The sequence below is a fragment of the Macrococcus bovicus genome, from assembly GCF_004359575.1.
GTDB classification, from domain to species: domain Bacteria; phylum Bacillota; class Bacilli; order Staphylococcales; family Staphylococcaceae; genus Macrococcus; species Macrococcus bovicus.
The window spans coordinates 88,487-109,815 of the sequence record NZ_SCWF01000001.1; the positions used below are offsets into that span (position 1 = coordinate 88,487).

27 protein-coding genes and 1 other RNA gene are annotated in these 21,329 nt (G+C 45.4%); 8 read left to right on the plus strand and 20 right to left on the minus strand.

Features of this window, described 5'->3' with window-relative positions:
* Positions 1 to 93: 93 nt before the first annotated feature.
* The 12 genes from ERX55_RS00470 to ERX55_RS00525 form a co-directional block, all read right to left on the minus strand.
* Positions 94 to 315: a YozE family protein gene (locus ERX55_RS00470; protein WP_133450623.1), complete on the minus strand. Its 222-nt coding sequence runs from the start codon at positions 313 to 315 to the stop codon at positions 94 to 96.
* A complete protein-coding gene (locus ERX55_RS00475) occupies positions 315 to 812 on the minus strand; it encodes a PTS sugar transporter subunit IIA (protein ID WP_133450624.1) in 498 nt (165 codons plus the stop codon). The genes ERX55_RS00470 and ERX55_RS00475 overlap by 1 nt, the downstream gene beginning before the upstream one ends.
* 12 nt (positions 813 to 824) lie before the next feature.
* Entirely contained in the window at positions 825 to 1,253 is a 429-nt protein-coding gene (msrB, locus tag ERX55_RS00480; protein WP_133450625.1) for a peptide-methionine (R)-S-oxide reductase MsrB, read from the minus strand.
* A complete protein-coding gene (gene msrA / locus ERX55_RS00485) occupies positions 1,234 to 1,773 on the minus strand; it encodes a peptide-methionine (S)-S-oxide reductase MsrA (RefSeq protein ID WP_133450626.1) in 540 nt (179 codons plus the stop codon). The genes msrB and msrA overlap by 20 nt, the downstream gene beginning before the upstream one ends.
* A 5-nt stretch (positions 1,774 to 1,778) precedes the next feature.
* Positions 1,779 to 2,309: a hypothetical protein gene (locus ERX55_RS00490; protein ID WP_133450627.1), complete on the minus strand. Its 531-nt coding sequence runs from the start codon at positions 2,307 to 2,309 to the stop codon at positions 1,779 to 1,781.
* Complete coding sequence (locus ERX55_RS00495; RefSeq protein WP_133450628.1) at positions 2,290 to 3,012, minus strand: lysophospholipid acyltransferase family protein; 723 nt, start codon at positions 3,010 to 3,012, stop codon at positions 2,290 to 2,292. Before ERX55_RS00495 ends, ERX55_RS00490 begins: the two co-directional genes overlap by 20 nt.
* Positions 3,012 to 3,491, minus strand: coding sequence for a dihydrofolate reductase (locus tag ERX55_RS00500; RefSeq protein ID WP_133450629.1), 480 nt, complete (start codon positions 3,489 to 3,491; stop codon positions 3,012 to 3,014). Before ERX55_RS00500 ends, ERX55_RS00495 begins: the two co-directional genes overlap by 1 nt.
* A gap of 7 nt (positions 3,492 to 3,498) precedes the next feature.
* Complete coding sequence (locus ERX55_RS00505; RefSeq protein ID WP_133450630.1) at positions 3,499 to 4,449, minus strand: thymidylate synthase; 951 nt, start codon at positions 4,447 to 4,449, stop codon at positions 3,499 to 3,501.
* 113 nt (positions 4,450 to 4,562) lie between these two features.
* The gene (locus tag ERX55_RS00510) at positions 4,563 to 5,381 is read right to left on the minus strand and encodes a class I SAM-dependent methyltransferase (protein WP_133450631.1); all 819 of its coding nucleotides are present in this window, start codon (positions 5,379 to 5,381) and stop codon (positions 4,563 to 4,565) included.
* On the minus strand, positions 5,365 to 5,802 hold the full coding sequence (gene brxA, locus ERX55_RS00515) for a bacilliredoxin BrxA (RefSeq protein ID WP_133450632.1): 438 nt from the start codon (positions 5,800 to 5,802) through the stop codon (positions 5,365 to 5,367). The genes ERX55_RS00510 and brxA overlap by 17 nt, the downstream gene beginning before the upstream one ends.
* The gene (locus tag ERX55_RS00520; RefSeq protein ID WP_133450633.1) at positions 5,802 to 6,914 is read right to left on the minus strand and encodes a virulence factor; all 1,113 of its coding nucleotides are present in this window, start codon (positions 6,912 to 6,914) and stop codon (positions 5,802 to 5,804) included. The genes brxA and ERX55_RS00520 overlap by 1 nt, the downstream gene beginning before the upstream one ends.
* 10 nt (positions 6,915 to 6,924) lie before the next feature.
* Positions 6,925 to 7,098, minus strand: coding sequence for a zinc-finger domain-containing protein (locus tag ERX55_RS00525; RefSeq protein WP_133450634.1), 174 nt, complete (start codon positions 7,096 to 7,098; stop codon positions 6,925 to 6,927).
* Positions 7,099 to 7,231: 133 nt separating this feature from the next.
* Here ERX55_RS00525 and ERX55_RS00530 point away from each other — a divergent pair, with 133 nt between their 5' ends.
* The 4 genes from ERX55_RS00530 (at position 7,232) to ERX55_RS00550 (ending at position 9,888) form a co-directional block, all read left to right on the plus strand.
* Positions 7,232 to 7,912 (plus strand): queuosine precursor transporter, encoded by a 681-nt coding sequence (locus tag ERX55_RS00530; protein WP_133450635.1) that lies wholly within the window; start codon positions 7,232 to 7,234, stop codon positions 7,910 to 7,912.
* Position 7,913: 1 nt separating this feature from the next.
* A complete protein-coding gene (locus tag ERX55_RS00535) occupies positions 7,914 to 8,300 on the plus strand; it encodes a ribonuclease HI family protein (protein WP_133450636.1) in 387 nt (128 codons plus the stop codon).
* A gap of 692 nt (positions 8,301 to 8,992) precedes the next feature.
* Positions 8,993 to 9,295, plus strand: a complete 303-nt coding sequence (locus tag ERX55_RS00545; protein ID WP_133450638.1) for a PadR family transcriptional regulator — start codon at positions 8,993 to 8,995, stop codon at positions 9,293 to 9,295.
* Positions 9,296 to 9,297: 2 nt separating this feature from the next.
* A complete protein-coding gene (locus tag ERX55_RS00550) occupies positions 9,298 to 9,888 on the plus strand; it encodes a DUF2812 domain-containing protein (protein ID WP_133450639.1) in 591 nt (196 codons plus the stop codon).
* A 113-nt stretch (positions 9,889 to 10,001) separates the two neighbouring features.
* Here ERX55_RS00550 and ERX55_RS00555 read toward each other — a convergent pair whose 3' ends face one another.
* Together ERX55_RS00555 and ERX55_RS00560 are read right to left on the minus strand one after the other, a co-directional pair.
* The gene (locus ERX55_RS00555) at positions 10,002 to 10,271 is read right to left on the minus strand and encodes a Txe/YoeB family addiction module toxin (RefSeq protein WP_133450640.1); all 270 of its coding nucleotides are present in this window, start codon (positions 10,269 to 10,271) and stop codon (positions 10,002 to 10,004) included.
* Positions 10,272 to 10,520 carry a type II toxin-antitoxin system Phd/YefM family antitoxin gene (locus ERX55_RS00560; protein ID WP_133450641.1) on the minus strand — a complete coding sequence of 83 codons (249 nt, stop codon included), beginning with the start codon at positions 10,518 to 10,520 and terminating at the stop codon, positions 10,272 to 10,274.
* A gap of 156 nt (positions 10,521 to 10,676) precedes the next feature.
* Here ERX55_RS00560 and ERX55_RS00565 point away from each other — a divergent pair, with 156 nt between their 5' ends.
* Positions 10,677 to 10,940, plus strand: a complete 264-nt coding sequence (locus ERX55_RS00565) for a hypothetical protein (RefSeq protein WP_243721417.1) — start codon at positions 10,677 to 10,679, stop codon at positions 10,938 to 10,940.
* A gap of 119 nt (positions 10,941 to 11,059) precedes the next feature.
* Here the strand turns inward: ERX55_RS00565 and ERX55_RS00570 are convergent, their stop codons facing one another.
* From ERX55_RS00570 to ERX55_RS00580, 3 genes are read right to left on the minus strand one after another with little or no spacing between them, the layout of a single operon-like run.
* On the minus strand, positions 11,060 to 11,932 hold the full coding sequence (locus ERX55_RS00570) for a 5'-3' exonuclease (protein ID WP_133450642.1): 873 nt from the start codon (positions 11,930 to 11,932) through the stop codon (positions 11,060 to 11,062).
* 1 nt (position 11,933) lies between these two features.
* Positions 11,934 to 12,698: a sulfurtransferase gene (locus ERX55_RS00575; protein ID WP_133450643.1), complete on the minus strand. Its 765-nt coding sequence runs from the start codon at positions 12,696 to 12,698 to the stop codon at positions 11,934 to 11,936.
* Positions 12,679 to 16,059 (minus strand): dynamin family protein, encoded by a 3,381-nt coding sequence (locus ERX55_RS00580; protein WP_133450644.1) that lies wholly within the window; start codon positions 16,057 to 16,059, stop codon positions 12,679 to 12,681. The genes ERX55_RS00575 and ERX55_RS00580 overlap by 20 nt, the downstream gene beginning before the upstream one ends.
* A 120-nt stretch (positions 16,060 to 16,179) precedes the next feature.
* Between ERX55_RS00580 and ERX55_RS00585 the strand changes: the two genes are divergently transcribed.
* The 3 genes from ERX55_RS00585 (at position 16,180) to ERX55_RS00595 (ending at position 18,572) form a co-directional block, all read left to right on the plus strand.
* The gene (locus ERX55_RS00585; RefSeq protein ID WP_133450645.1) at positions 16,180 to 16,350 is read left to right on the plus strand and encodes a cytochrome c oxidase subunit 2A; all 171 of its coding nucleotides are present in this window, start codon (positions 16,180 to 16,182) and stop codon (positions 16,348 to 16,350) included.
* 12 nt (positions 16,351 to 16,362) lie between these two features.
* Positions 16,363 to 16,842, plus strand: a complete 480-nt coding sequence (locus ERX55_RS00590) for a cupredoxin domain-containing protein (RefSeq protein ID WP_208001489.1) — start codon at positions 16,363 to 16,365, stop codon at positions 16,840 to 16,842.
* A gap of 119 nt (positions 16,843 to 16,961) precedes the next feature.
* The gene (locus ERX55_RS00595) at positions 16,962 to 18,572 is read left to right on the plus strand and encodes a b(o/a)3-type cytochrome-c oxidase subunit 1 (protein WP_243721434.1); all 1,611 of its coding nucleotides are present in this window, start codon (positions 16,962 to 16,964) and stop codon (positions 18,570 to 18,572) included.
* A gap of 125 nt (positions 18,573 to 18,697) precedes the next feature.
* Here ERX55_RS00595 and ERX55_RS00600 read toward each other — a convergent pair whose 3' ends face one another.
* The 3 genes from ERX55_RS00600 to rnpB form a co-directional block, all read right to left on the minus strand.
* Positions 18,698 to 19,675, minus strand: coding sequence for an LLM class flavin-dependent oxidoreductase (locus tag ERX55_RS00600; RefSeq protein ID WP_208001490.1), 978 nt, complete (start codon positions 19,673 to 19,675; stop codon positions 18,698 to 18,700).
* Positions 19,675 to 20,793, minus strand: a complete 1,119-nt coding sequence (locus tag ERX55_RS00605) for a THUMP domain-containing class I SAM-dependent RNA methyltransferase (protein WP_133450647.1) — start codon at positions 20,791 to 20,793, stop codon at positions 19,675 to 19,677. Before ERX55_RS00605 ends, ERX55_RS00600 begins: the two co-directional genes overlap by 1 nt.
* A 131-nt stretch (positions 20,794 to 20,924) precedes the next feature.
* An RNA gene (rnpB, locus tag ERX55_RS00610) (RNase P RNA component class B) lies at positions 20,925 to 21,294 on the minus strand.
* Between the last annotated feature and the right edge of the window lie 35 nt (positions 21,295 to 21,329).

The window sequence follows — 21,329 nt, forward strand, 5'->3', positions numbered from 1 at the left end:
TCACATCCATCTATATTTATAAGTCATTTTAACAGGTTAAAAGGTAAAATAAAAGATTTCCACATTAAAAGAGCATCTTCCGGAGGAAGATGCTTAAAAATGACGCCATTCTTCATAGGCATGAAAGAGGTCATCAAATACGGATAGATTCATAGCCATCGTACCATAGTTTTCAATATAGTCGGATAATTCGTGATAAGACTGCGCCTGTTTAGGAAACATCAGGTCAGCAAAAACAGCCTCAGCAAACAGCCCTTCCGCATCATTCGAGCCTCTAAGCGTCAGGACATACTGATAGAAGGAATGGTCTTTCATTACTGCGCAACCACTTTTGCGACCGTTGTCTCTCCTCTGACCAATGAACCTTGCGCCACAATATCAAACTGCTCGACTACATCGCCATTCGTGATGATAATCGGCGAAATCGTAGAAGACGCCTTTTCCTTGATCAGACTGATATCAAACTCAAGCAGTTCGTCTCCTGCCTGAACTTTATCGCCGACGCTGACTTTTGTGTTAAAACCTTCGCCGTTCATGGCAACGGTCTCCAGCCCGACGTGAATCAGAATTTCAACGTCGTTGGCGGCTTTGACACCGATTGCATGCTTCGTCGGGAAGACATTGATGATTTCGCCGTCTACAGGTGAGACAACAAGGCCTTCTGACGGCTCAATGCCGAAACCATCACCCATCATTTTCTGAGCAAATACCGGGTCAGGAATCGATTCAATCTGCACATATTGCCCTGAAATCGGCGCTTTAATCTCGATATCTTTAGTGGCTTTCTCTTTACCGAATAGTTTTTTGAACATTAAAACCTCTCCTTAATGTTTAAAATGATTAACCATATCCTTATACCCTAATTCCTCGAGTTTATCATACGGGATAAACTGAATGGCCGCTGAGTTGATACAGTAGCGCAGACCCCCTGTTTCTTTCGGTCCATCATTGAAGACATGGCCTAAGTGACTGTTGGCACTTTCACTGCGGACTTCTGTTCGCAGCATACCGTGAGATTTATCGACAAGTTCAATAATCTCCTCATCGTTCAATGCTTTGGAGAAGCTTGGCCAGCCGCAGCTTGAATCAAACTTCTCCTCAGAAGTGAAAAGAGGCTTGCCACTGATTTTGTCCACATAGATCCCTTTCTCAAAATGATTCCAGTATTCATTCTGGAAAGGGGGTTCTGTGCCGTTCTGCTGCGTCACGATATATTCCATGTCATTTAAATCATCAATCTTCTTTTTCAGCATCTGAATTCCCCCAATGTTTTTCGATGAACGCTTTACGGCCGGAACGTTCCTGGAAGTTCTGATAATGTGCCGGATCTTTCAGGTAATAATCCTGGTGGTAGTCTTCTGCAGGATAGAAGTTTTTATAAGGTAGAACCGGCGTCACAATTTTACCGCTGAAGATCTGTTTGGCGTCCAGTTCAGCAATCAATGCCTCTGCCGTCTCTTTCTGTTCTTCATCATGGTAAAAAATAGCAGGTTCATAACTTTCACCGCGGTCATAGAACTGACCTTTAGCATCAGTCGGATCAAAGGTCTTGAAGAATACTTCCAGTACTTCGCGGTAGGAAATGACCGACTCATCAAACGTAATCTGGACTGCTTCTCTGTGGCCGGTTGTATTCGAACAAACTTCCTTATAGGTAGGATTCTCTACGTGTCCACCGCTGTAGCCTGAAATCACACTTTCTACACCATCATACTGATGAAAGGGTTTAACGAGGCACCAGAAACAGCCGCCTGCAAGTGTTGCTTTTGTCATGAACTTCACTCCTCTTCTATTTTAAAATGCCAGCCCGACTGATCGATGGCGGTCAGCATCAGTTTCACGCCTGACAGCTGGACCGGTTCCAGCTGATAGTAGAAACATCGATGGGTCACGTCAAGCTCGACGCCGTCCGGCAGATCTCCGAACTGTCTGACAAGATTCAGCTTCTGCTTATCAGAGAGTTTGAGACCACCAATTTCAATCTCTTCTATATCGAGTCTGAGTCTATTATCGCCAATCGCTACAGGTGTCGTCAAAATATTTGTTTCAATATTCAGACTAAGAAAGGTGGACTGCTGGTCAATCAGCAGTTTATCGCCTCTAAGTGTCAGCTTCATGTCCTCTGTGCCTCTCTCTGCAATAGCGCCCGCCACCAGTTTCGGTGGCAGCACTACGGAGCCGGCCTCTGACGTATCCTGAACTTTGATCGCCGGCGGTTCAGCGTTAAGCACTGTCATCAGATAGAGCATGGCGCCGAGCAGCAGAACAGAGACTGCAACAGCATAGCCCTTAAGAACGAAGTGCTTCATCTATTCTCGCTCTGACCAGCTGTCCTACTTCGTCCAGGGAATGGTCATTGAAAACCGTGGCAGGTACAGGATCAAGCAGCTGAACTTTGACATGACCGGGCACCATGCGTTTACTGTTATATTTCTCCATAAGGGCTGCCGTCCCCGAAATAGCCACAGGTACGATATCCACACCGGCAGATTTCGCTATTTTCAGTCCGCCTGCCTTGAATTCCTGCAGACCTTGACCTTTACTGCGATGCCCTTCCGGAAAAATCAGCAGATTATGGCCTTCTTTAAGAGAAGCGACACCGTCTTTAATCATCTGCAGACTGGAACGACGATTTGAACGGTCCAGATAAATACAGTTCAGCTGCATCATCCACTCATCCAGAAATGGGATATCCTTCACTTCAATTTTAGAGACAAAGCCGAATGGTTTGTCAATCGCATGCACGAGCACGGGAATGTCAAAGTTCCCCTCATGATTGCTGATGAAGAGCACTGGTTTATCGTCATTGACGTTATGTCCAGTGACTTCAACCGTCACATCCGCGGAATCGAGAATCCGCCCTGCCCATTTTTTGGCCATCATCGTGATATAGGTGTCCTGCACGTGCACAGTCGGCAATCTTTCTTTCTGGTTTTTCATGTGCTGAAGCTTCGTCGTTGCCAGTGCGGCATAACCGATAATAATACCCACTGTCCGTATTAATCTGAACATTATTTTCTCCTTACTAAATACATGAATTTATGAGGGACTGTGTTTTTGTCATCCATTTTGCCCTCTACTATAGATTTCACTTCAAATTCGTCGAATGTATAGGCCGGGAAGAAGGCATCTCCCTGATGCTTCTGCTCGATGACCGTCACATACATATCATCCACACGGTCTATCATCTGTTCATAGAGATTCTGGCCGCCGAAAATAAAGACGTGACCTTCCAGAGCCTCTATCTCCTCAAGAGAATGAATGACGGTGACACCTGGCGCTTCAAAAGACTCATCCCGTGTGAGGACCACGTTCCTGCGGTTAGGCAGCGGCTTGCCCAGTGACTTGAACGTGTTCTTGCCCATCACAATCGTATTGCCTGTCGTCAGTTCCTTGACATGCTTCAGATCAGCCGGCAGATGCCAGGGCATCTGGTTATCGAGTCCGATGACTCTGTTCTGGTCATGACATACAATTATAGATAACATCATATACTCCTTAGACGGCAATCGGCGCTTTGATAGCGGGATGTGCCTGATAGTTTTTGATTTCAAGGTCTTCATAGTCGATGTCGAACAAGGATTTATCCGTATGAATCTCCAGTGTCGGCGGCTCGTATGAATCCCGCGATAGCTGCTCGGTGACCGCAGCGATATGATTGCTGTAGATGTGCGCGTCGCCGAACGTATGGACAAATTCCCCGACTTCAAGGCCGCATTCCTTGGCCACCAGATGGGTCAGCAGACTGTAGCTGGCGATGTTGAAAGGGACACCGAGAAAAATATCTGCACTCCGCTGATACAGCTGGCAGCTGAGCTTGCCCTCATTCACATAGAACTGGAACATCGTATGACAAGGCGGCAGTGCCATCGTCTCAATCTCACCGGGATTCCACGCGGACACAATATGACGTCTTGATGACGGATTTTTCTTGATGTTGTCAACGACGTCCTTCAGCTGATCGACCACCTTGCCGCCTGACTCAAAGTGGCGCCACTGCTTGCCGTACACATTGCCGAGGTCACCGTATTTCCGCATGAAATCGTCATCGTGCAGCACCTTATCCTTGAAAACAGCCAGTTGCTCCTGATACTCTCGGTTGAACGCAGCATCCGTCAGACTGCGGTGACCAAAGTCAGTCATATCAGGGCCGTCATAATCGCTGCTCTCAATCCATTTCTTGAAGGCCCACTCGTTCCAGATATTATTGTTATACTGCAGCAGGTAGCGGATGTTCGTATCGCCCCGGATGAACCAGATGAGTTCAGTCGCAATGAGCTTAAATGACACCTTCTTTGTCGTCAGTAGCGGAAAGCCTGCCGACAGATCAAAACGCATCTGATGACCGAATTTAGATAATGTCCCAGTATTCGTCCGGTCGTCCTTAGAACGGCCGGTCTTCAGCACTTCCTCGCACAGTTCATGGTATACTTGGTCAAATGAATTCATAGACGTCACCTCTTTTAAATTTGATGGGGATGGCTTATAATAAAGTTATTATGACGTGAAACGGGGGTTCTCACATGCAAGAAATGATGATTGTTTCAGGTTTATTCCTACTTTTAGCTTATATGATCAGTATGATGATCACTGAATAAGTCGCTCCGGCGGCTTTTTTTGATGCCGAAATGACTCTTGGTGCTCTTTCTGACCTTGACGTCAAAATCAAAGCGCTCAAAAAGCGGGCTTCTGAAATGTGCCTTCAAGATGAGGCAGCGGCTGTACTTTACTAGGTAGCGGATGAAATCTTCATTGCGGCTCTCCGGCAGCACGCGGTGCAGGACTGCCATCCCTGACTGCTGGTCTATCGTCTCTTCAAACATCGGATCGGCATAGACAATATCAGCAGCTTGCAGACACTCTGCGTCAGCGGTCCCGTAATGAAAGACAATTCTTTCCTGCAGTGCAGGATGATGCTGACCGATGCCCTCCGATATGACGAAATAAATAAGCGGATGGCGTTCAAACGCATGGAAGTGACTTTGTGTCAGGACACTGGCCATCAGGACAAGGTCATTCCCCATCCCCATCGTTGAATCCACAATAGTCAGCCGGTCACTTGTCTCCACCTGCATGATGTCTATCAAGGGTGGCATCTCATGCCGTCTTTCAAATGCCTTTATTTTGAAGCGGGTTGTATTCTCATGATAAACAATTTTGGAGTCGCTGTCGAAATAAAGCTGCGGCAGCTGATGACTGATGACAATGAGAGGGGTGGCGTCCACCCTGAAGAAATCCCGGATGGTCTTCTTGCCGCGCGTTACGATTTCGACTTCGACCCCTATGGCGCGCAGCTTGCCGGCAGCCTGCTCGATATGTGAAAAAATCACATCATCTGTTTTGACAGGTGATGTGATTCTGACTTTAGTGGCAGTGTTCATCAAATGCGTCTTTAAGATCCATCGCTATTTCTTCGACATGGCGGCCTTCAATATGAAGTCTCGGCATGAAATAGACGAGTTCTTTACCTTTGAAGAGCGCCATTGAAGGGCTGGACGGTTCCTGTCCGATATATTCACGCATTTTTGCGGTCGCTTCACGTTCCTGTCCCGCAAAGACCGTGACTGAATGATCCGGCTTATGGTCATTCTGAGTGGCCACTGCGACTGCTGCTGGACGGGCAAGACCAGCGGCACAGCCACAGACAGAGTTGACGACTACAAAAGTCGTCGCGTCTTCCTGGACCCCGTTAAAATAATCTTCCACTGCTTCAGGTGTCTCCAGACTGACAAAGCCTTCAGTTGTCAATTGCTCGCGCATCGGTCTTGCCATCTGCTTCATATAATCTTCATATGCATTCATTATTTTTCCTCCTTATTGCGGTTGGCAATCTGTTTCCAGACTGAGCCTACAGCCGCTTCACCTTTTTCTATTCGTTCTTTCGCCATGCGTGCCTGCAGGCTGACTTCAAATGCCGGATCGTCCAGATGCTCAGCCAGATAAGGCAGACTTGTCTCGTCGCCTTCATCATAAATGAACATCGCTGCACGCCATCTCACTGTCGCCTTAGAGTCACTCAGTGCTTCGTGCATGACAGGCAGGCTCTCCTTGAATCCAAGATCGCTGAGTGTATCACCTGCTGTACGTCTGACAGTCAGATTCTTATCCTGCATGGCTTCATGCAGCAAGGGCAGAACCTTGTCTGTTCCAATCATGCCGAGAAACACAATACCCAGTCGTCTGAGCTGGGGTTTCTCATCCTGCATTACAGCGGCAAGCAGCGGCAGATCCTCCACTGTCGGTTCCGGAAAATGATCGAGCAGACGGTAGCGTGTCTGCCAGTCAGCGGCCTTGTATTCATCAAGTGTAAAGCGCTGCAGTTCTTTCGGCTGCACTTTGTAATCAAGTGCCAGTCCTTCAGTCACCAGCTCCTGCAGTCTTTGCGGCGGAAACAGGGCTTCTACTTCCTCCTGCACAGAGCTGATGATGTCTTCCACCTCACCATATCTGACCCCAAACGGCAGCCATTTACGCAGGAAGACGACGTTGTCATCCTCTTTCTGTGCACTCAGCATCGCATCAATAAAGCGGACATCCAGCTGCTTCCGCTTCTCACCTGCCTGACTCTTCACTTTGATCTGATAAGGAATCTGCTTGAAAGTCAGCAGTTCAACCTGATGCTCACCCGTATCGATCTGAATGACCGGCTCAGCATTTTCCGCAGCATCAAAGACCTGATTGATCTGGTTGATGAGTGTTTCCCATTCTGCTTGCGGCGCTTTATCGACCGCGATGAAATCGATGACATGGAAGACGGATTTCACCCCTTCAATCTCCAGCAGCTCATTGATGAAGGCAGGATTCTTCCGATCTATCTCGCGGTACGTCTGACTCTTATTATCGTCCCGCTTGAAATCGAGAACAATTTTCATCGTATTCGGACTCGGTGTCGGTTCTATTTTTATGATTTTCATCGTCTTCTCCTTATTGAAGATTATTGCCCCATTGCTTGATCTGCAGACCAACTGAGCATTTGGATATACAGTAATGATGTGCCTTCGTCTTGCTTTCCTGGCGCAGCGTTTGTTTAATCAGACATTGGTGACAATAATGGTCTTCAAGCTGATTGATTTTGTGGACGGTGTCAATCATCCTCATATTCTCACCTCATTCCTATTATAGGCACAAACAACTAGACTTTCAAACAGTCCGTCTACAAATAAAAGGCTTGTCTAAAGACGCGCCATCCCCTATAATTGTAAAGTTGAAATTTAAGAGAGGAGGTACACAGATGACAAATGAAATTTGGGCGGTTGTCGCCTTTCTCGCCACCTTCATCCTGCTTGTGCTCATGTACCGTCTATACGGAAAGAACGGACTCTTCGTCTGGGTCGCTATCGGCACGGTCATCGCCAATATACAGGTGACAAAAACCGTTGAAATCTTCGGCATCACTGCAACCCTCGGCAATGTCTTATTCGCATCGATTTATCTGGCCACTGACCTGCTGAATGATATATACGGCCGTGCGACTGCCAAGAAAGCAGTATGGCTCGGTTTTGCATCTGTCATCGTCATGGTCGTCCTGATGTCTATCTCACTGGCCTTCACGCCGGCTGAGTCAGATATCGCCCAGGACAGCATGCAGACGCTCTTCGGCCTGGTGCCGAGAATTGCCATCGGTTCTATCATCGCCTATATTATCGGTCAGTATATCGATGTCTACATCTTCAACTGGATTAAGAAGCGTTTTTCAAGCGACCGGACATTCTACATCAGAGCTTACGGCAGCACCACCATCAGCTCCCTCATCGATACTGCATTATTCTCGATCATCGCATTTTACGGTGTTATGCCGGGTGCAGTCGTCTTTGAGATCTTTGTGACGACCTACTTATTCAAGCTGATGACTACACTCCTGAACGTCCCGTTCGGCTATATCGCGAAATCCTTCGCCAAGGACGTCGACTGATATGGCGCAGATCTTCATCGATGCGGCGACCAGACAGAATCCCTTTGAATCAAGTATCGGTTACGTCATCAGGACAGATGACTCAGTACTTGAATTCGGACAGTATTTAGGTGAGATGGAGAACCACGAAGCGGAATGGAACAGTCTGATTGAGGCGTTGAAGCAAGCACTGGCACTGAATATCACATCCGTCATCCTGAAATCAGATTCCAGGATTGTCGTTGATTCCATCAATAAGAACTTCGTCAAGAACCCTAAGTTCAAGCCTTACCTTAAAGCCTATCAGCAGCTTGAAAATCAGTTCGACTTACTCATTATCGACTGGATACCCCGTGACCAGAACAAGCATGCAGATCACGTGGCAAGACATTATCTTAAACAGCAATAGGACGCCTCGGCGTCCTATTTTTAATGTAAGTATTTTCATTCATTATTATTCAGAATAAAATGAACTCAAATTAGTCACTTATCTTATAAATCTTTAAGTTTTATACTACCTTGTTCCAGCTTAGCTATGGACTCTGTTAATATTTTTTATTAGCTAGATTTTAATGCAAATAAATTGTTTCGATAATTCTGCAGCTACCACACTTCCATCTTTAGTAAGACCTACAGAAGGATAACTTCCACAAGAAATGAAAACAATATTCTCCCGCTCGCTTATATCACATTGATTATATTTATTGTCATCTGCTGCTCTCACTCTTCCTTCTGAAGTTAATCCAAAAGAATGGATATAACCGCGTTGCATTGTTTGTTTTTATTACGATCAAAAGCCCTCACAGATAAACCATCATTTATCATTATCACATGCCTAGAACCTGCAGCTAATCGATTGTTCACTTTATGATTTAACAAGTAGCACCTCTATTCATTTTTCCAGCGGACATGTAAAGTTTCAACTCATTATAAGAATTTTAAATTTTTGAAAAATAGATTAAATAAATGTTGCTCTCAATTTTGAGATTCGATAATAAATTATCAAATTAAAATATTTTATTATTCAGTTGAACTGTATAACAAAATCTGTTATTCTTTTAGTAAGTTCAACTGACTAGTCAAACTGAATGAGGAGAAATTATGAAACATAAACTTTTACCCTTATCTGAAACTATGCACTATATTTTACTCGCATTACGTACACCGAAACATGGCTATGCTATTATGCAGGAAGTTCAGGATATGAGCGAGATGACCGTGATACTGGCTCCTGGCACTCTTTATGGAGCATTGGATAACCTATCAAAGCATCACTGGATTAAACAGATTGATATCATAGATAGACGTAAAATCTATCATATTACTCACGAAGGATTAAACGTTTTAGAACATGAAAAAAATCGATTAAATCATATTTTATCTCTGTATGAAATGGAGGATTAATAATGAAAATAACAAAATGGTTTCTTGATCCCATAAAGCAGGAAGAATGGCTGAATCATATTTTGTCCCAAGGTTATTATCTGGTTGAGAAATCAACTCTTGATAGATATACCTTTGCGAAGACAAAAGAGGATTATGTGATTAGATTGGATTATCAGGATCATCTTTCAGTGAAGGATTATAAAGAATATTTGATTATTCACGAAGATATGGGATGGGTATTAGTCAGTGGCAGCAGATTGACAGGCATTCACATCTGGCAACGACTCCGTTCAGGAAACGATGTACTAAACTCTGATAGTTTCTCTAAAGTTCAATACTATAAAAGAATGATGAACTATACTGGTATGATGGTCATTCTTTTTCTATTCTACTATTATTTGAGCGCACCTTATTTTAACGGTTTATTCTTAACGCCCGGGTTGTGGAAGATGCCAGCAGATATGTTCTGGAAAGCGTTTCTGTTTGAATTGCCCTTCGCTTTACTGCGGATATCATTTCCAATTTTATTGATTATATTCATCTTCTTCTTTTCGAATAGCTATTATAAATTCTATAAATTGAAGAAGGACGCTGAATCAAATCTGAATTAAAGAAAAAGTTAAAAGAGGCAGACAAGTAAATTGTCTGCCTCTTTTTCTAAGAAATTAATATATGTCATTATAGCGCTGAGTGAAATAAGTTTGTCTCCATTTTATCGGCCTAATTACTTATAATGATACCTGCAGGATGCCACTAATATTGCGTCATCATTTATTGTATAAACTAAACGATGTTCCTGATTAATACGCCTGCTGTAATAGCCAGAAAAATTGCCTACTAACTTTTCGGGTTTACCTATACAATCCAGTGCACCTTCTTTAGAAATATTTTCTAATAGCTCATTAATCCTTTCAACCATTTTTCTATCTTTCGACTGAAAATATTCATAATCTTCAAATGCTTGTGGCGAAAAGGTAATATTCAGTTTAGCCATTTAAATTAATATTTCCTTTGTTTTTACATTTCCGCGTTCTAAGTTTTCTATCGATTCCAGTAAGTGTTTTGCATTTGCTGGATTTTGCTGTAAATATAGTGTCTCCATGATTTCATTATAGCTATCCTCTGACATGATAACAGCATTGCGATCTTTTGTCATAATTGTGATTACATCACTATCGTCATTCACTTTATTGATGATTTCCTTAAAATGTTCACGGACGTAGGAATAAGATTTAACAGTCACCTTGTATACCTCCTTATCATCTATCATTGTTGAAGTAATTGTACAACTAAGCAACTGTGAGTCTATTATAAGACAAATAATTAATATACACTTTTTAATTCGAAGATAATCATGTTACAATATTTAGTAAATAACCAGAATGAAACAGGAGGATTTATGAGTATTCCAGATATCCTGCTTGGACTTGTCACTATTATTTCATCCATCATTTTAATTTATATGATTATTAAAGATACTGATTTAGTTTACGTGATATATACATCTATCATTGCCTCAGTCCTGCTCTTCTGCATCCGCTTCTTTATGATGGACTTCACAGCTGGTAAGGCCTTTCTTCAATCATTCAACCCCATTATCGTTTTAATTATCATCGTTGTCATAGTTATTTTGATTAGAAATTTCATCAAGAAGAAAGACTAGCGCCATTATGACGTACCAGTGAACAATCAATGAGAAACGAAAATAGACAGCCTTTCGCGCTGTCTATTTTCTATATGTCTTATTTTTTCGGGTGCAAGCTAAAATATAAGCCGTATTCTCTACAGCTTCATCAAATAGTTCCTCGCGACTTTCAGCTCATGCTGATCACATACTTCACACATTTTTACTGTATCTGTCACGTATGGCATGCTGTTTTTGATCTCCTCATAATTCAGCGGCACTTCTGTATGGATGGCTGCGAGCTTCAGGCTCATCATCAAGTCATCGTGATACGTCTCAATTTTAGTCTGCTGTCCTTTTGGCAGTTCATGTGTATGGTCTACTGCATTAGCGACTGTGCCGTACTGCTGGATGAGCTTGATGGCTGTCTTCTCACCGATGCCTTTGACACCCGGATAGCCGTCTGCCGTGTCACCCATAAAGGCTTTGACATCGACCAGCTGCCCGGGTTCCAGGCCGTATTCTTCCCTGAACCGGGCTTTAGTATAGACATTATATTCTGTGAAGCCTTTCTTGATGAGCCAGACTTCGATGCGGTCGTCTAAAAGCTGCAGCAGGTCTTTATCACCGCTGACGATTTTAATGTGATAGTCACCTTCCAGCTGCTTGGCGATCGTACCGATGACGTCATCCGCTTCATAGTTGCGGACACCGATATTATGAAACCCGAGCTCCTGAGACACTTGCTGCACATGAGCGAACTGCGGGCTCATCTCATCTGGCGGTGCGACGCGGTGTGCTTTATAGGTCTCTGATATGTCGTTACGGAAAGTGGTGGCACCCATATCCCAGGCGATGATAACGTGATGTGCCTCCGTGTTTCGTACTGCTGTGGCCACATGCCTGATGAAGCCCTGCACGCCGTTTGTCGGAATGCCCTTACTGTTACGCATGAACTGCTGGTGCATTGCTGTCGCATAGTAATGACGGAATAAGAGTGCCATCCCGTCGACTATTAGTAAATTCTCCATATTAACCTCTCTCTATGTCCTCTGGATGATGGAAGATCCACTCCGAATAACTGCCGGGGTATAACTTCACCTTTTGATCTGCTGCTCTCAGCGCTGCATAGACGGGTGTTGCTGACAGTCCCGAGCCGCAGTAGACGATGGCAGTGTCAGCAGCCGGCAGCTGGTCATCAAACACTTTCTCATAAGGGAAATTGACGGCGCCCGGAATTCTGCCCGGCTGCACATCAATCGGCTCCTCCTCTCCCAGGAAGCGCTTGTTCGCACGTGCATCCACGAGAGTGGCAGTGGTATGTCTCACTTCATCACGGCTGGCAATCAAGTCCTGATTGATGCGGGGCTGTTCGCTGTTTCTTAGTGCTTCCAGCTGCCGGATATCTTCCATTCGCAGATTTCCTGACGTCTTCGCAATGGTCGATTCATCGTATGACTGCTTCAATACCAGACAGTTGATATCCAGTAGGTCACACAGGAAAAAGAAGCGCGTCGCCATAAAGCCTTTTGCCACGTCATAGGCGACAGGTATCCGGCCGGCGCTGTACTGGTCGATGAACGACTTGACGAGTGCCATATCAGGCAGCGGGTGTCGTCCTTCCTCCGGCTTATTCTTGTCATAGAGCACCGGATAGCCCGGCACAAAGATGGCATGTTCGATATGCTGTTCATTATAGGCTGCCAGACTCTTCTCCAGATCATCCATCACATTCCGGCAGTCAAACAACTGATGCTTGCTGTAATCCATTTCCTCTTCATCTATCCACACTTGCATATGATCCCTCCATCACCTGTCTGATTTCATTGACGACTGTCTCGTCTATAATATGCTGCTCCCGCTCTGCAATATCTGTCATCAGCTCCTCGTTATACGTGTCCCATTCTGCGGCTACTTCAGGTTCACGCTCACTAAGTGCGGTCTTGATAATCTGACTGAAGTGCTGCAGTTTTTCCTCCAGTCGCGCCATCGACTCAGCATGAATGGCCTCATACAAAGCTTCAAGAGATTCTTTTCTGCTCAGATTTCTGTTCGTCACCTTGATCTTAAGAGGCTCAAGTCTTGCGTCCATATATTGCTGGCCGACCGGCAGGAGCCTGATATCATCCAGGGCGACTATCAGCTGCTGCTCAGCCAGTGTCTGTCTGATGACTGCTGTCTGGTTGATGAGTGACTGATTGAAGATATAGTTAAGCCGCGGCACAATCATGGAGCCCTCATCTTCAAGCTTATTGGCCAGTTCACCGATGTAGCCGGATTCGTCCACCTGACGCTTATTGAAATAAATCTTAATGAGGTCATACAGCTGGATGCGGAAGCGGTCCTTCATAAAGGTCAGCTGCTCGTTCAGCTCCTGCTGCACTTTATCAAGTCCCTGCTGCACATGACCAGGTTTGAACGGCGGTTCTTTTTTCAGTTCTGCATAATATGTGCGACGGGCCGCTTCCTCCCGTCTCGCTTCTTCTGCGTGACTGACAATATACTGCGCCTGTGCCTCAAGCTGCTTAACGCCATTCTCAAACTGCGTCATTTTCTGCTGGCGGCTGTCCACATCCGCAAAATGCTGGATGGCAGCCGCGAACTCATTGAACTGCTCATCTCTTCTGACGAGTGCCTGCTTACTTGAGACACCGAACAGCGCAGAATCTACATTCAGCTGACTGAGCTCAGAATCGAAGTAATCTCTCACCTGCTCCAGTTCCGCTTCACTGCGTGCAAGGTCAGTCGCATTGATGACGTAGAAAGTCTCACTGTCTGCACTTAAAATCTGCAGGTCCGCCAGATATTTGATGAACTGCTTGTCGTTCTCCGTGAAGACATGATTGAAATAGGAGACGTAGATCAAGAGATCACTGTCCGCGATGATCTCCGTCGTCTCATTCGTATGACGCATATTCGTTGAGCCGATGCCCGGCGAGTCGATGATCACTTTGTCCTTCAGGAAGTCAATCTCATACTGCAGATACAGCCGGTCAACGAAGGCAGAATGTGAATCGACCGCTGAATACATCTCAATTTCATCATCCTGTATCTCTTTCATGCTGCCTTCCCTCAGAACGGGCAGGTAATGGGCATAGTTCGTATTCAGTGCCTCGATGAACTTCTTGAACTGATGGTCCAGCTCAGGCTGCTGTTTATTGTAGAGTCTAAGCCAGGTGTCTACATCATCTGCTTCAATACCGATTGTCCGGCCGATTTTATTCAGTTCATTGAGCAGCATCTCGACCGACTTGAATTTCACCTGATGGGTATGGCCGTAGCTGAGTTCAGTGATGGCCGCTGTCGTCGGATTCGGTGAGGAGATTAAATAGTGGTCGCCAAGGAGTGCATTGATCAGTGAACTTTTCCCCGCGCTGAAAGCACCGAAGACCACAATACGTGTCACGTCATGCTGGATGCGCGCCAATTGTTTATGCAGACGGGCAGTCATATCACTGAAATAGCTGATCTGACTGAATGTCTCAAGCTGTTTGACGGCCTCTTCCAGATGACTCTCCTTCCGCTCCAGACGTCTTCTTTCCTGTTTTCTTACTTGCTGCTGATCCATCAGTTCAAGTGTCACCTTTGTCCGGTCAATCAGGCGGTCAATCGATTCATCGACATGAATATAATAGTGACGATAGTTTTCAGTCGTCAGCGAGTCAATCAGCTCATTCAGCATATCGTAGCGTGCCAGCAGATCTGCCGACTCATTTGCCGCTGGATTTAATTTGGACACATTTAGATTTTTTATGAACATTTCGATATAAGGTCTGTTCTCCCGTACGACTGCCTGCTCCACATATTTCTTTAACTGGTCGGTATAATTCAGGACATAATCCTGTGTCACCATCGCCTGATTATTCATCAGTGACACCAGGTCCTCCGCCTGCAGCGCAAACCTATAATGTCTGACCTCATGCAGCCACTCTCCTGCCGTATACTTCGCAAGCTGGTCATAGAGTGCACGGATATGGAAATTGACCTGCTTATCTATCGAGTCATTCAAGTCGCTAAGGACAGCCGTCATCTGCTGATTCCGTATATCCTGTCTTTTCTTGTCCTTGCCGAAGAAGCCGCCCACTTTATAGTCCGGTGAATAGACTTCCAGCAGTGTCTTGATTTCTTCGCGGATCTCAAAAGGAATGAGGTAGGCGTTCTTCAGAATGCTGCGGATACTCGCAAGAAAATAGTTTTCAGTGGATTCAGCTGTCTCGAAAAGAGCCTGTTCCTCTGTCAGGGACTGCGTCTCCAGAATGGCTGCACGCTGTGATTCTATAGAGGACGCGTCCAGTCCCAGCTCGTCCAGTATGCCCTGCTGTTCAGCCTGCAGGAAAGCGAGCTGCTCAGTGGTGATATAGTGTGTGATCCGGTCAAAGAAGGTCTCATGACTCTTCGCTACGAGGTCACTACTGAACAGCAAACCTTTCAGCTCATTGACTTGATTAAGTTCATGCGGATAAATGGAGGTGAACAGCATGTTCTCCACTTCAATTCCCCAAGTGTCCAGATTCTGCCGGATGGATGCTTCAAAATCAGTGAGACTGATTTCATTCTCATCGTGCTTATCGATCTGATTGATGATGAAGATAAGCGGCATTCCCAGACTATTCAGGCGCTTCATCTCCTTAAAGTTCTTCTCAGACTCCACATGATTATATTCAACTGTGTAGACGATGACATCACTCGTGAGGAGATACTTCATCGTATTCGCTTCATGGTTACTGAAAGTGGCATCAATACCGGGCGTGTCCTGCAGTGTCAGTCCAAGCGGCAGGTCTTGACTGGTTTTCCTGACTTCGACTGATTCAATCCGCTGATTCTCGGTATTGATTTTCTTGACTGCGTCATAATCAGTTACGACAGCATATTCCCGCTTCTCAAGATTGACGATGATTTCTTCCTGCTCAGCAATCGTAATCTGCGCTGAGTTACTGGTCGTCGGTACCGGAGAGCTCGGCAGAATATCTTCCCCTAACAGATGATTGATCAGAGAAGACTTGCCTGACGAGAAATGTCCGATGAAACTGATGATCCGTTTGTCCTCATAGACTTTCTTGATGACTTCATTGATCTGTCCGACAAGCAGTGTATGATCCGATTTCTCTACTTCTTTCTTTAGTTTATATAGCTGATCGATCTGGTCTTTTTTATTCATAGTAATCCCCTTTTGTGAACAATATAACAAATTTTGCGAAGTGTGATATTTATCACATTATTAATTGGCCTTCTTTATTATTATAAAGAAAGAAAAGTTAATTAGAAAGGACGGAAGGACATGGCTAAAGATAAAGATCAGATTCAAGCGGAGCAGCAGGAACTGGCACCTGAATACGATTCACACGATGATCTGGATCTGCGCGGGACAATGATCTCAGTTTTAACATTAGGTGCTATCTTTGTAATGTTATGGTTTTCAATCTTTATTCTATTCATCGAACGTATTTAAGGAGGGGTTATTGTGCATAAGTTAGAGAAAATCTGGTTAGGGCTCGGGATGGGGTCACTTGTTTTATTCCTCGTTATTATATTAGTCCAGGCCATCCATTTAGGTCACGAGCCAGCTGCAAGTGGCGGCGAATATGTCGATCCGGAGCTTGTAGACAAACACGAAACATTCAAAAATCCAGGATTACATAAGGTGGAAGGCAAAGACTGGGATTATGAACTGGTCTTTGTCGTTTCAGCATTCAACTATAATCCGGGTAATGTAGAAATTCCTAAAGGGGCTAAAGTGAAAATCATCGCAACTTCCAAAGACGTTAACCACGGTTTTGAAATTGCACACACAAACGTGAACTTCATGGTGGTGCCCGGCCATATCAGTACATTCACAAAGACATTTGATAAAAAAGGTGAATATCTCCTTCTTTGTAATGAATATTGCGGAATGGGCCACGCTGATATGAAATCCAACATTAAGGTGGTTGATAAAAAATGAGCGAAGTAATCTATAGAAGTGATGCGAGCGAGCATCATCACTACCGCAAGCATCAGGTATTTGAGGTCAACGAAAAAGAAGATAACAAACGTCTGGATCCAAAAGATGCCAAGTTGGTTATGGCGCATATGTATGTCGCTATCGTCTGCTTGATTATCGGCGGTCTTGCCGGTCTTGTTCAGACGCTTGTCCGTTCCGGTACATTGGAATTACCGGCAGGCATCGGTTACTATCAGATCCTGACCGTTCATGGTATTATCCTGGCACTTGTTCTGACCACGTTCTTCATCATGGGCTTTCAGATTTCAGCTATCTCAAGAACAACCGGTACCTTCTCGCCTCTAGCACGCCGTTTAGGCTGGACCGGCTTCTGGGTGATGCTGATCGGAACAGCGATGGCAGCGACGATGGTCCTGCTTAACAAAGCGACTGTTCTCTATACATTCTATGCTCCGCTGCAAGCGCACGTGATCTTCTATGTCGGTATGGCACTAGTGATTGTCGGCTCCTGGATTTCGGCAGCCGGTCAGATGATGGGCTACTTCCGTTACAGAAAAGAGCATAAAGGTCAGAAAACACCTTTAATCAGTTATATGGCGACCATCAACAACGTCATGTGGATTGTCTGCTCTATCGGTGTCGCACTCACTGTTCTTCTGCAGATGATTCCTTGGTCACTCGGTCTCGTAGAACGGATCGACGTCACACTGAGCCGGACGCTCTTCTGGTATTTCGGTCACGCACTTGTCTATTTCTGGTTGTTACCTGCTTACATGTCCTGGTATGCAGTCGTGCCGAAAATTATCGGCACGAAAGCATTCTCTGATAACCTGGCTCGTTTTGCTTTCATGCTCTTCCTGTTCTTCTCGATTCCGGTCGGTATCCACCACCAGTTAGTGGAACCGGGTATCGAAGCGACATGGAAATATGTTCAAGTGGTTTTAACATTCATGGTTGTCATTCCGTCACTTATGACTGCCTTCAGTCTCTTCGCAACCTTTGAGACATACGGCCGTAGAACCGGTGCAAAAGGACTGCTCGGCTGGCTGAAAACATTACCTTGGAACGACGCACGTTTCGTCCTGCCTTTCATCGGAATGGCTGCCTTTATTCCAGGCGGTGCCGGAGGTTTAGTCAACGCTTCAGCACAGATGGACCAGGTCGTTCATAATACCATCTGGATTACCGGTCACTTCCATTTAACAGTGGCGACTGCCGTCATCCTGACATTCTTCGGCACGATGTACTGGCTGATTCCGCACTGTACGGGTCGTGTCTTAACAAAACAGCTGAATAAGCTTGCATTGATTCAAGGCTATATGTGGGCACTCGGTATGTCCATCATGTCTGGTGCGATGCACTTCATCGGATTATTTGGGGCACCACGTCGCTCAACTTATTCAGAGTACGGCGGTTCAAAAGTCGCTGCTGAGTGGATTCCTTACCAGATCATTCAGGCAATCGGCGGTACCATTCTTTTCGTCTCCATTATCTTAGTCGTCATCATCTTTATCAGACTGGCATTCTTCGCGCCAAAAGGACATGAACCTTACCCTATCTCAACAGCGATGGATGAACATTTACCAACGACTAAACTGGTTGAGAACTGGAAGTTCCTGCTGGTCGTTACAATCGCGTTAATCTTAATTGCATATACTATTCCAGTCAGTCAGATGTTTATTGATCCACCGCCAGGCGCTAAAGGCTTCGGTGAAGGTAAACTCTGGTAACCCAAACTCCCTGCGGGGAGTTTTTCTTTTGCCTTAAATGAAAAGTATCCATAAAATATTATTTAAAGTTTACATAACATAGTTATATTAATTAAAAAGACAAAAAAATGAGATACGGATGTATCTCACAATTCCTTGATCAGCTTATAAATTTTTTTCTTGGCCTCAAAATCATGAATATTACAGATGACCATGATTTCATCAGCTCTCGGCAATTGACGGAGTGCTTCCTTCACATCAACCGTATTGCCGATTATACAACGTCTGCGGTTTGCCTGAATAATCACCCGCTCTTTCTCGCTGTAGATCTTCTCGGCTACTTCTGCTGAGGTCGGCACGGTGGTATCCCGTCCGAGAGTGACATTTAACAGCCAGTGGTCCAGTATTTTTGCATGCTGCTCTGCCTCTGCCCTCGTCTCACAGCAGATGATGAAAAGGCAGATAATTGCATGCGGCTTCTGCAGGACAGCTGATGGTTGAAACTCATCATAATAGGTGGTCAGGGCCTCGTCCATATGCTTCGGATTGATAAAGGCACCGAAGACAAAGCCGATACCTAATTTCGCTGCCCGCCTCGCCCCGTTCACCGTGAGTCCCAGTATATAGACCGGTGGCTGATGACTGATCCGTGGCCCGGCCTTCACACTGCGGAAACGATGGTCTTTAGGTAAGCTGTTATGCATGAAGCCGATCAAATCCGTCAGCATTCTTGTATAGTCACGGTGTTTACTGTCAGCCCCATCAGTCAGGGCGAGACGCGTCAGCTCCGTGCCACCCGGCGAGTTGCCGACACCTAAGTTGACACGGCCCGGAAACATCGCCTCTATTAGCTGTATCCTTTCAGCGATATTATACGGGCTATACTGCGGCAGGAGGATGCCGCCTGAACCCACTACAATTGACTCAGTGACGCTCAGAAGTCTCGTCATCATAATATCCGGGCTGTTGCTGATCAGACCTCTCGTATGGTGATGCTCCGCCACAAAGTAGCGCTTATAGCCCAGCTGCTCTGTCCATTTGACGAGCGCTATGGATTTCACAAGTGCTTCCTCCGGACTGTCACCACGTGATAGAGGCACCTGATCCAGGACGCTGAATTCCATTATCTCTCGCCCCAGTACTGATAATACGTACACTCCAGATAGCCATTGAAAAGTTTCCGTCGCTTAGTCGCTTTCTTACCGACCAGGACCTCAAATTCTTTGTAGCTGGTCATAATATAGAGCGACCATTTAGGATTCGCTTTTATCAGATCACCTAAATAGGTGTACATCGCTTCCACTTCACCGCGTTCACCGATCCGTTCACCGTAAGGCGGGTTACCGACGATAGCACCTTTCTCGGCATGCAGGGTCAGGTCATGGACATTCATCTGTTTGAACTTGATCAGCTCCCCGAAGCCGACTTCAGTCGCATTGTTCTTTGAGATCTGAATCATCTCAGGGTCGATATCGCTCGCTGTGATATCAATCTCTTTGTCGTAGAGCGCCTCGTTGTCTGCTTTGATACGTTCTTCCTCATACATCTCTTCAGGAATGATGTCCCATTCCTCACTGGCAAACTCACGGTTGAAGCCCGGCGCAATATTCTGTGCGATCATCGCCGCTTCAATCGCTATGGTACCAGAACCGCAGAAAGGGTCAATAAAAGGCGTATCCCCTGTCCAGTTTGATAATCTGACCAGTGCGGCAGCCAGCGTCTCCTTCATCGGGGCAGCCCCTTGAGCGAGACGATATCCTCGTTTATGCAGACCCGCACCCGATGTGTCGATCGTCAGCAGGACTTCATCTTTCAGGATAGCAACCTCCACTTTATAGAGCGCCCCGCTCTCATCAATCCATCCTTTGATATCATATGCTTTCTTCAGACGTTCGACGATTGCTTTCTTGACGATGGCCTGACAGTCCGGCACACTGAACAGCTTGGACTTCAGACTTTTGCCTGACACCGGGAATGATCCCTGCGGCCCGATGATATCCTCCCATGGCAGTGCTTTCGTCTGTTCGAAGAGCTGATCAAACGTCGTTGCGTAAAATCTGCCAACCACAATCTTGACACGGTCTGCTGTTCTGAGCCAGAGGTTAGAACGTACAATTGCCCGGGCATCCCCTTCATAAAGAACACGTCCGTTTTCAGTTGTTGTTTCATAGCCAAGCTCATTGACCTCTTTCGCGACGACTGCTTCCAGCCCCATCGGTGAAGTAGCTAATAGTTGATACATAACAATCTCCTTTATTTTAAGTTTACATAATCATATTATTTTAAATTTATAAATTAAAATATCTCCATTTAATTCTACCATAAGCCATAAAAAAAGCCCTCCTTCACAGGAGGACTGCACTAGAAAGATATCTCTGTAAGCCATGTTCTGTTCCTTAGTACTGCAATCGAGTCTAGTTACTCTCGTACGCCGGTGATAATCATCTGTCTGTAGATTACTCTACCTCTTCTATACGTTCATTTCCGCTAGAAAAGTGCTCCTACCAAATTTGGATTGCTCACTCGAGGGGTTTACCGCGTTCCACCTTCTCCGTTTCCGGACAAGCTACGTCACTGTGGCACTTTCAAATTACTCGGGCCATATCCAGAGGACTTAGGCCGTTTCACTGCCGTCAAATAAATGCCCTGGCTTATTGTTTCACCAGGCACGATCACTACAGCCATCTCAGGCATGTGTGAGCATGGACTTTCCTCTATATTGCTATAGCGATTATCCGAGATATCTTTTAACTTAATGCATTATATCACAGTTAGGCC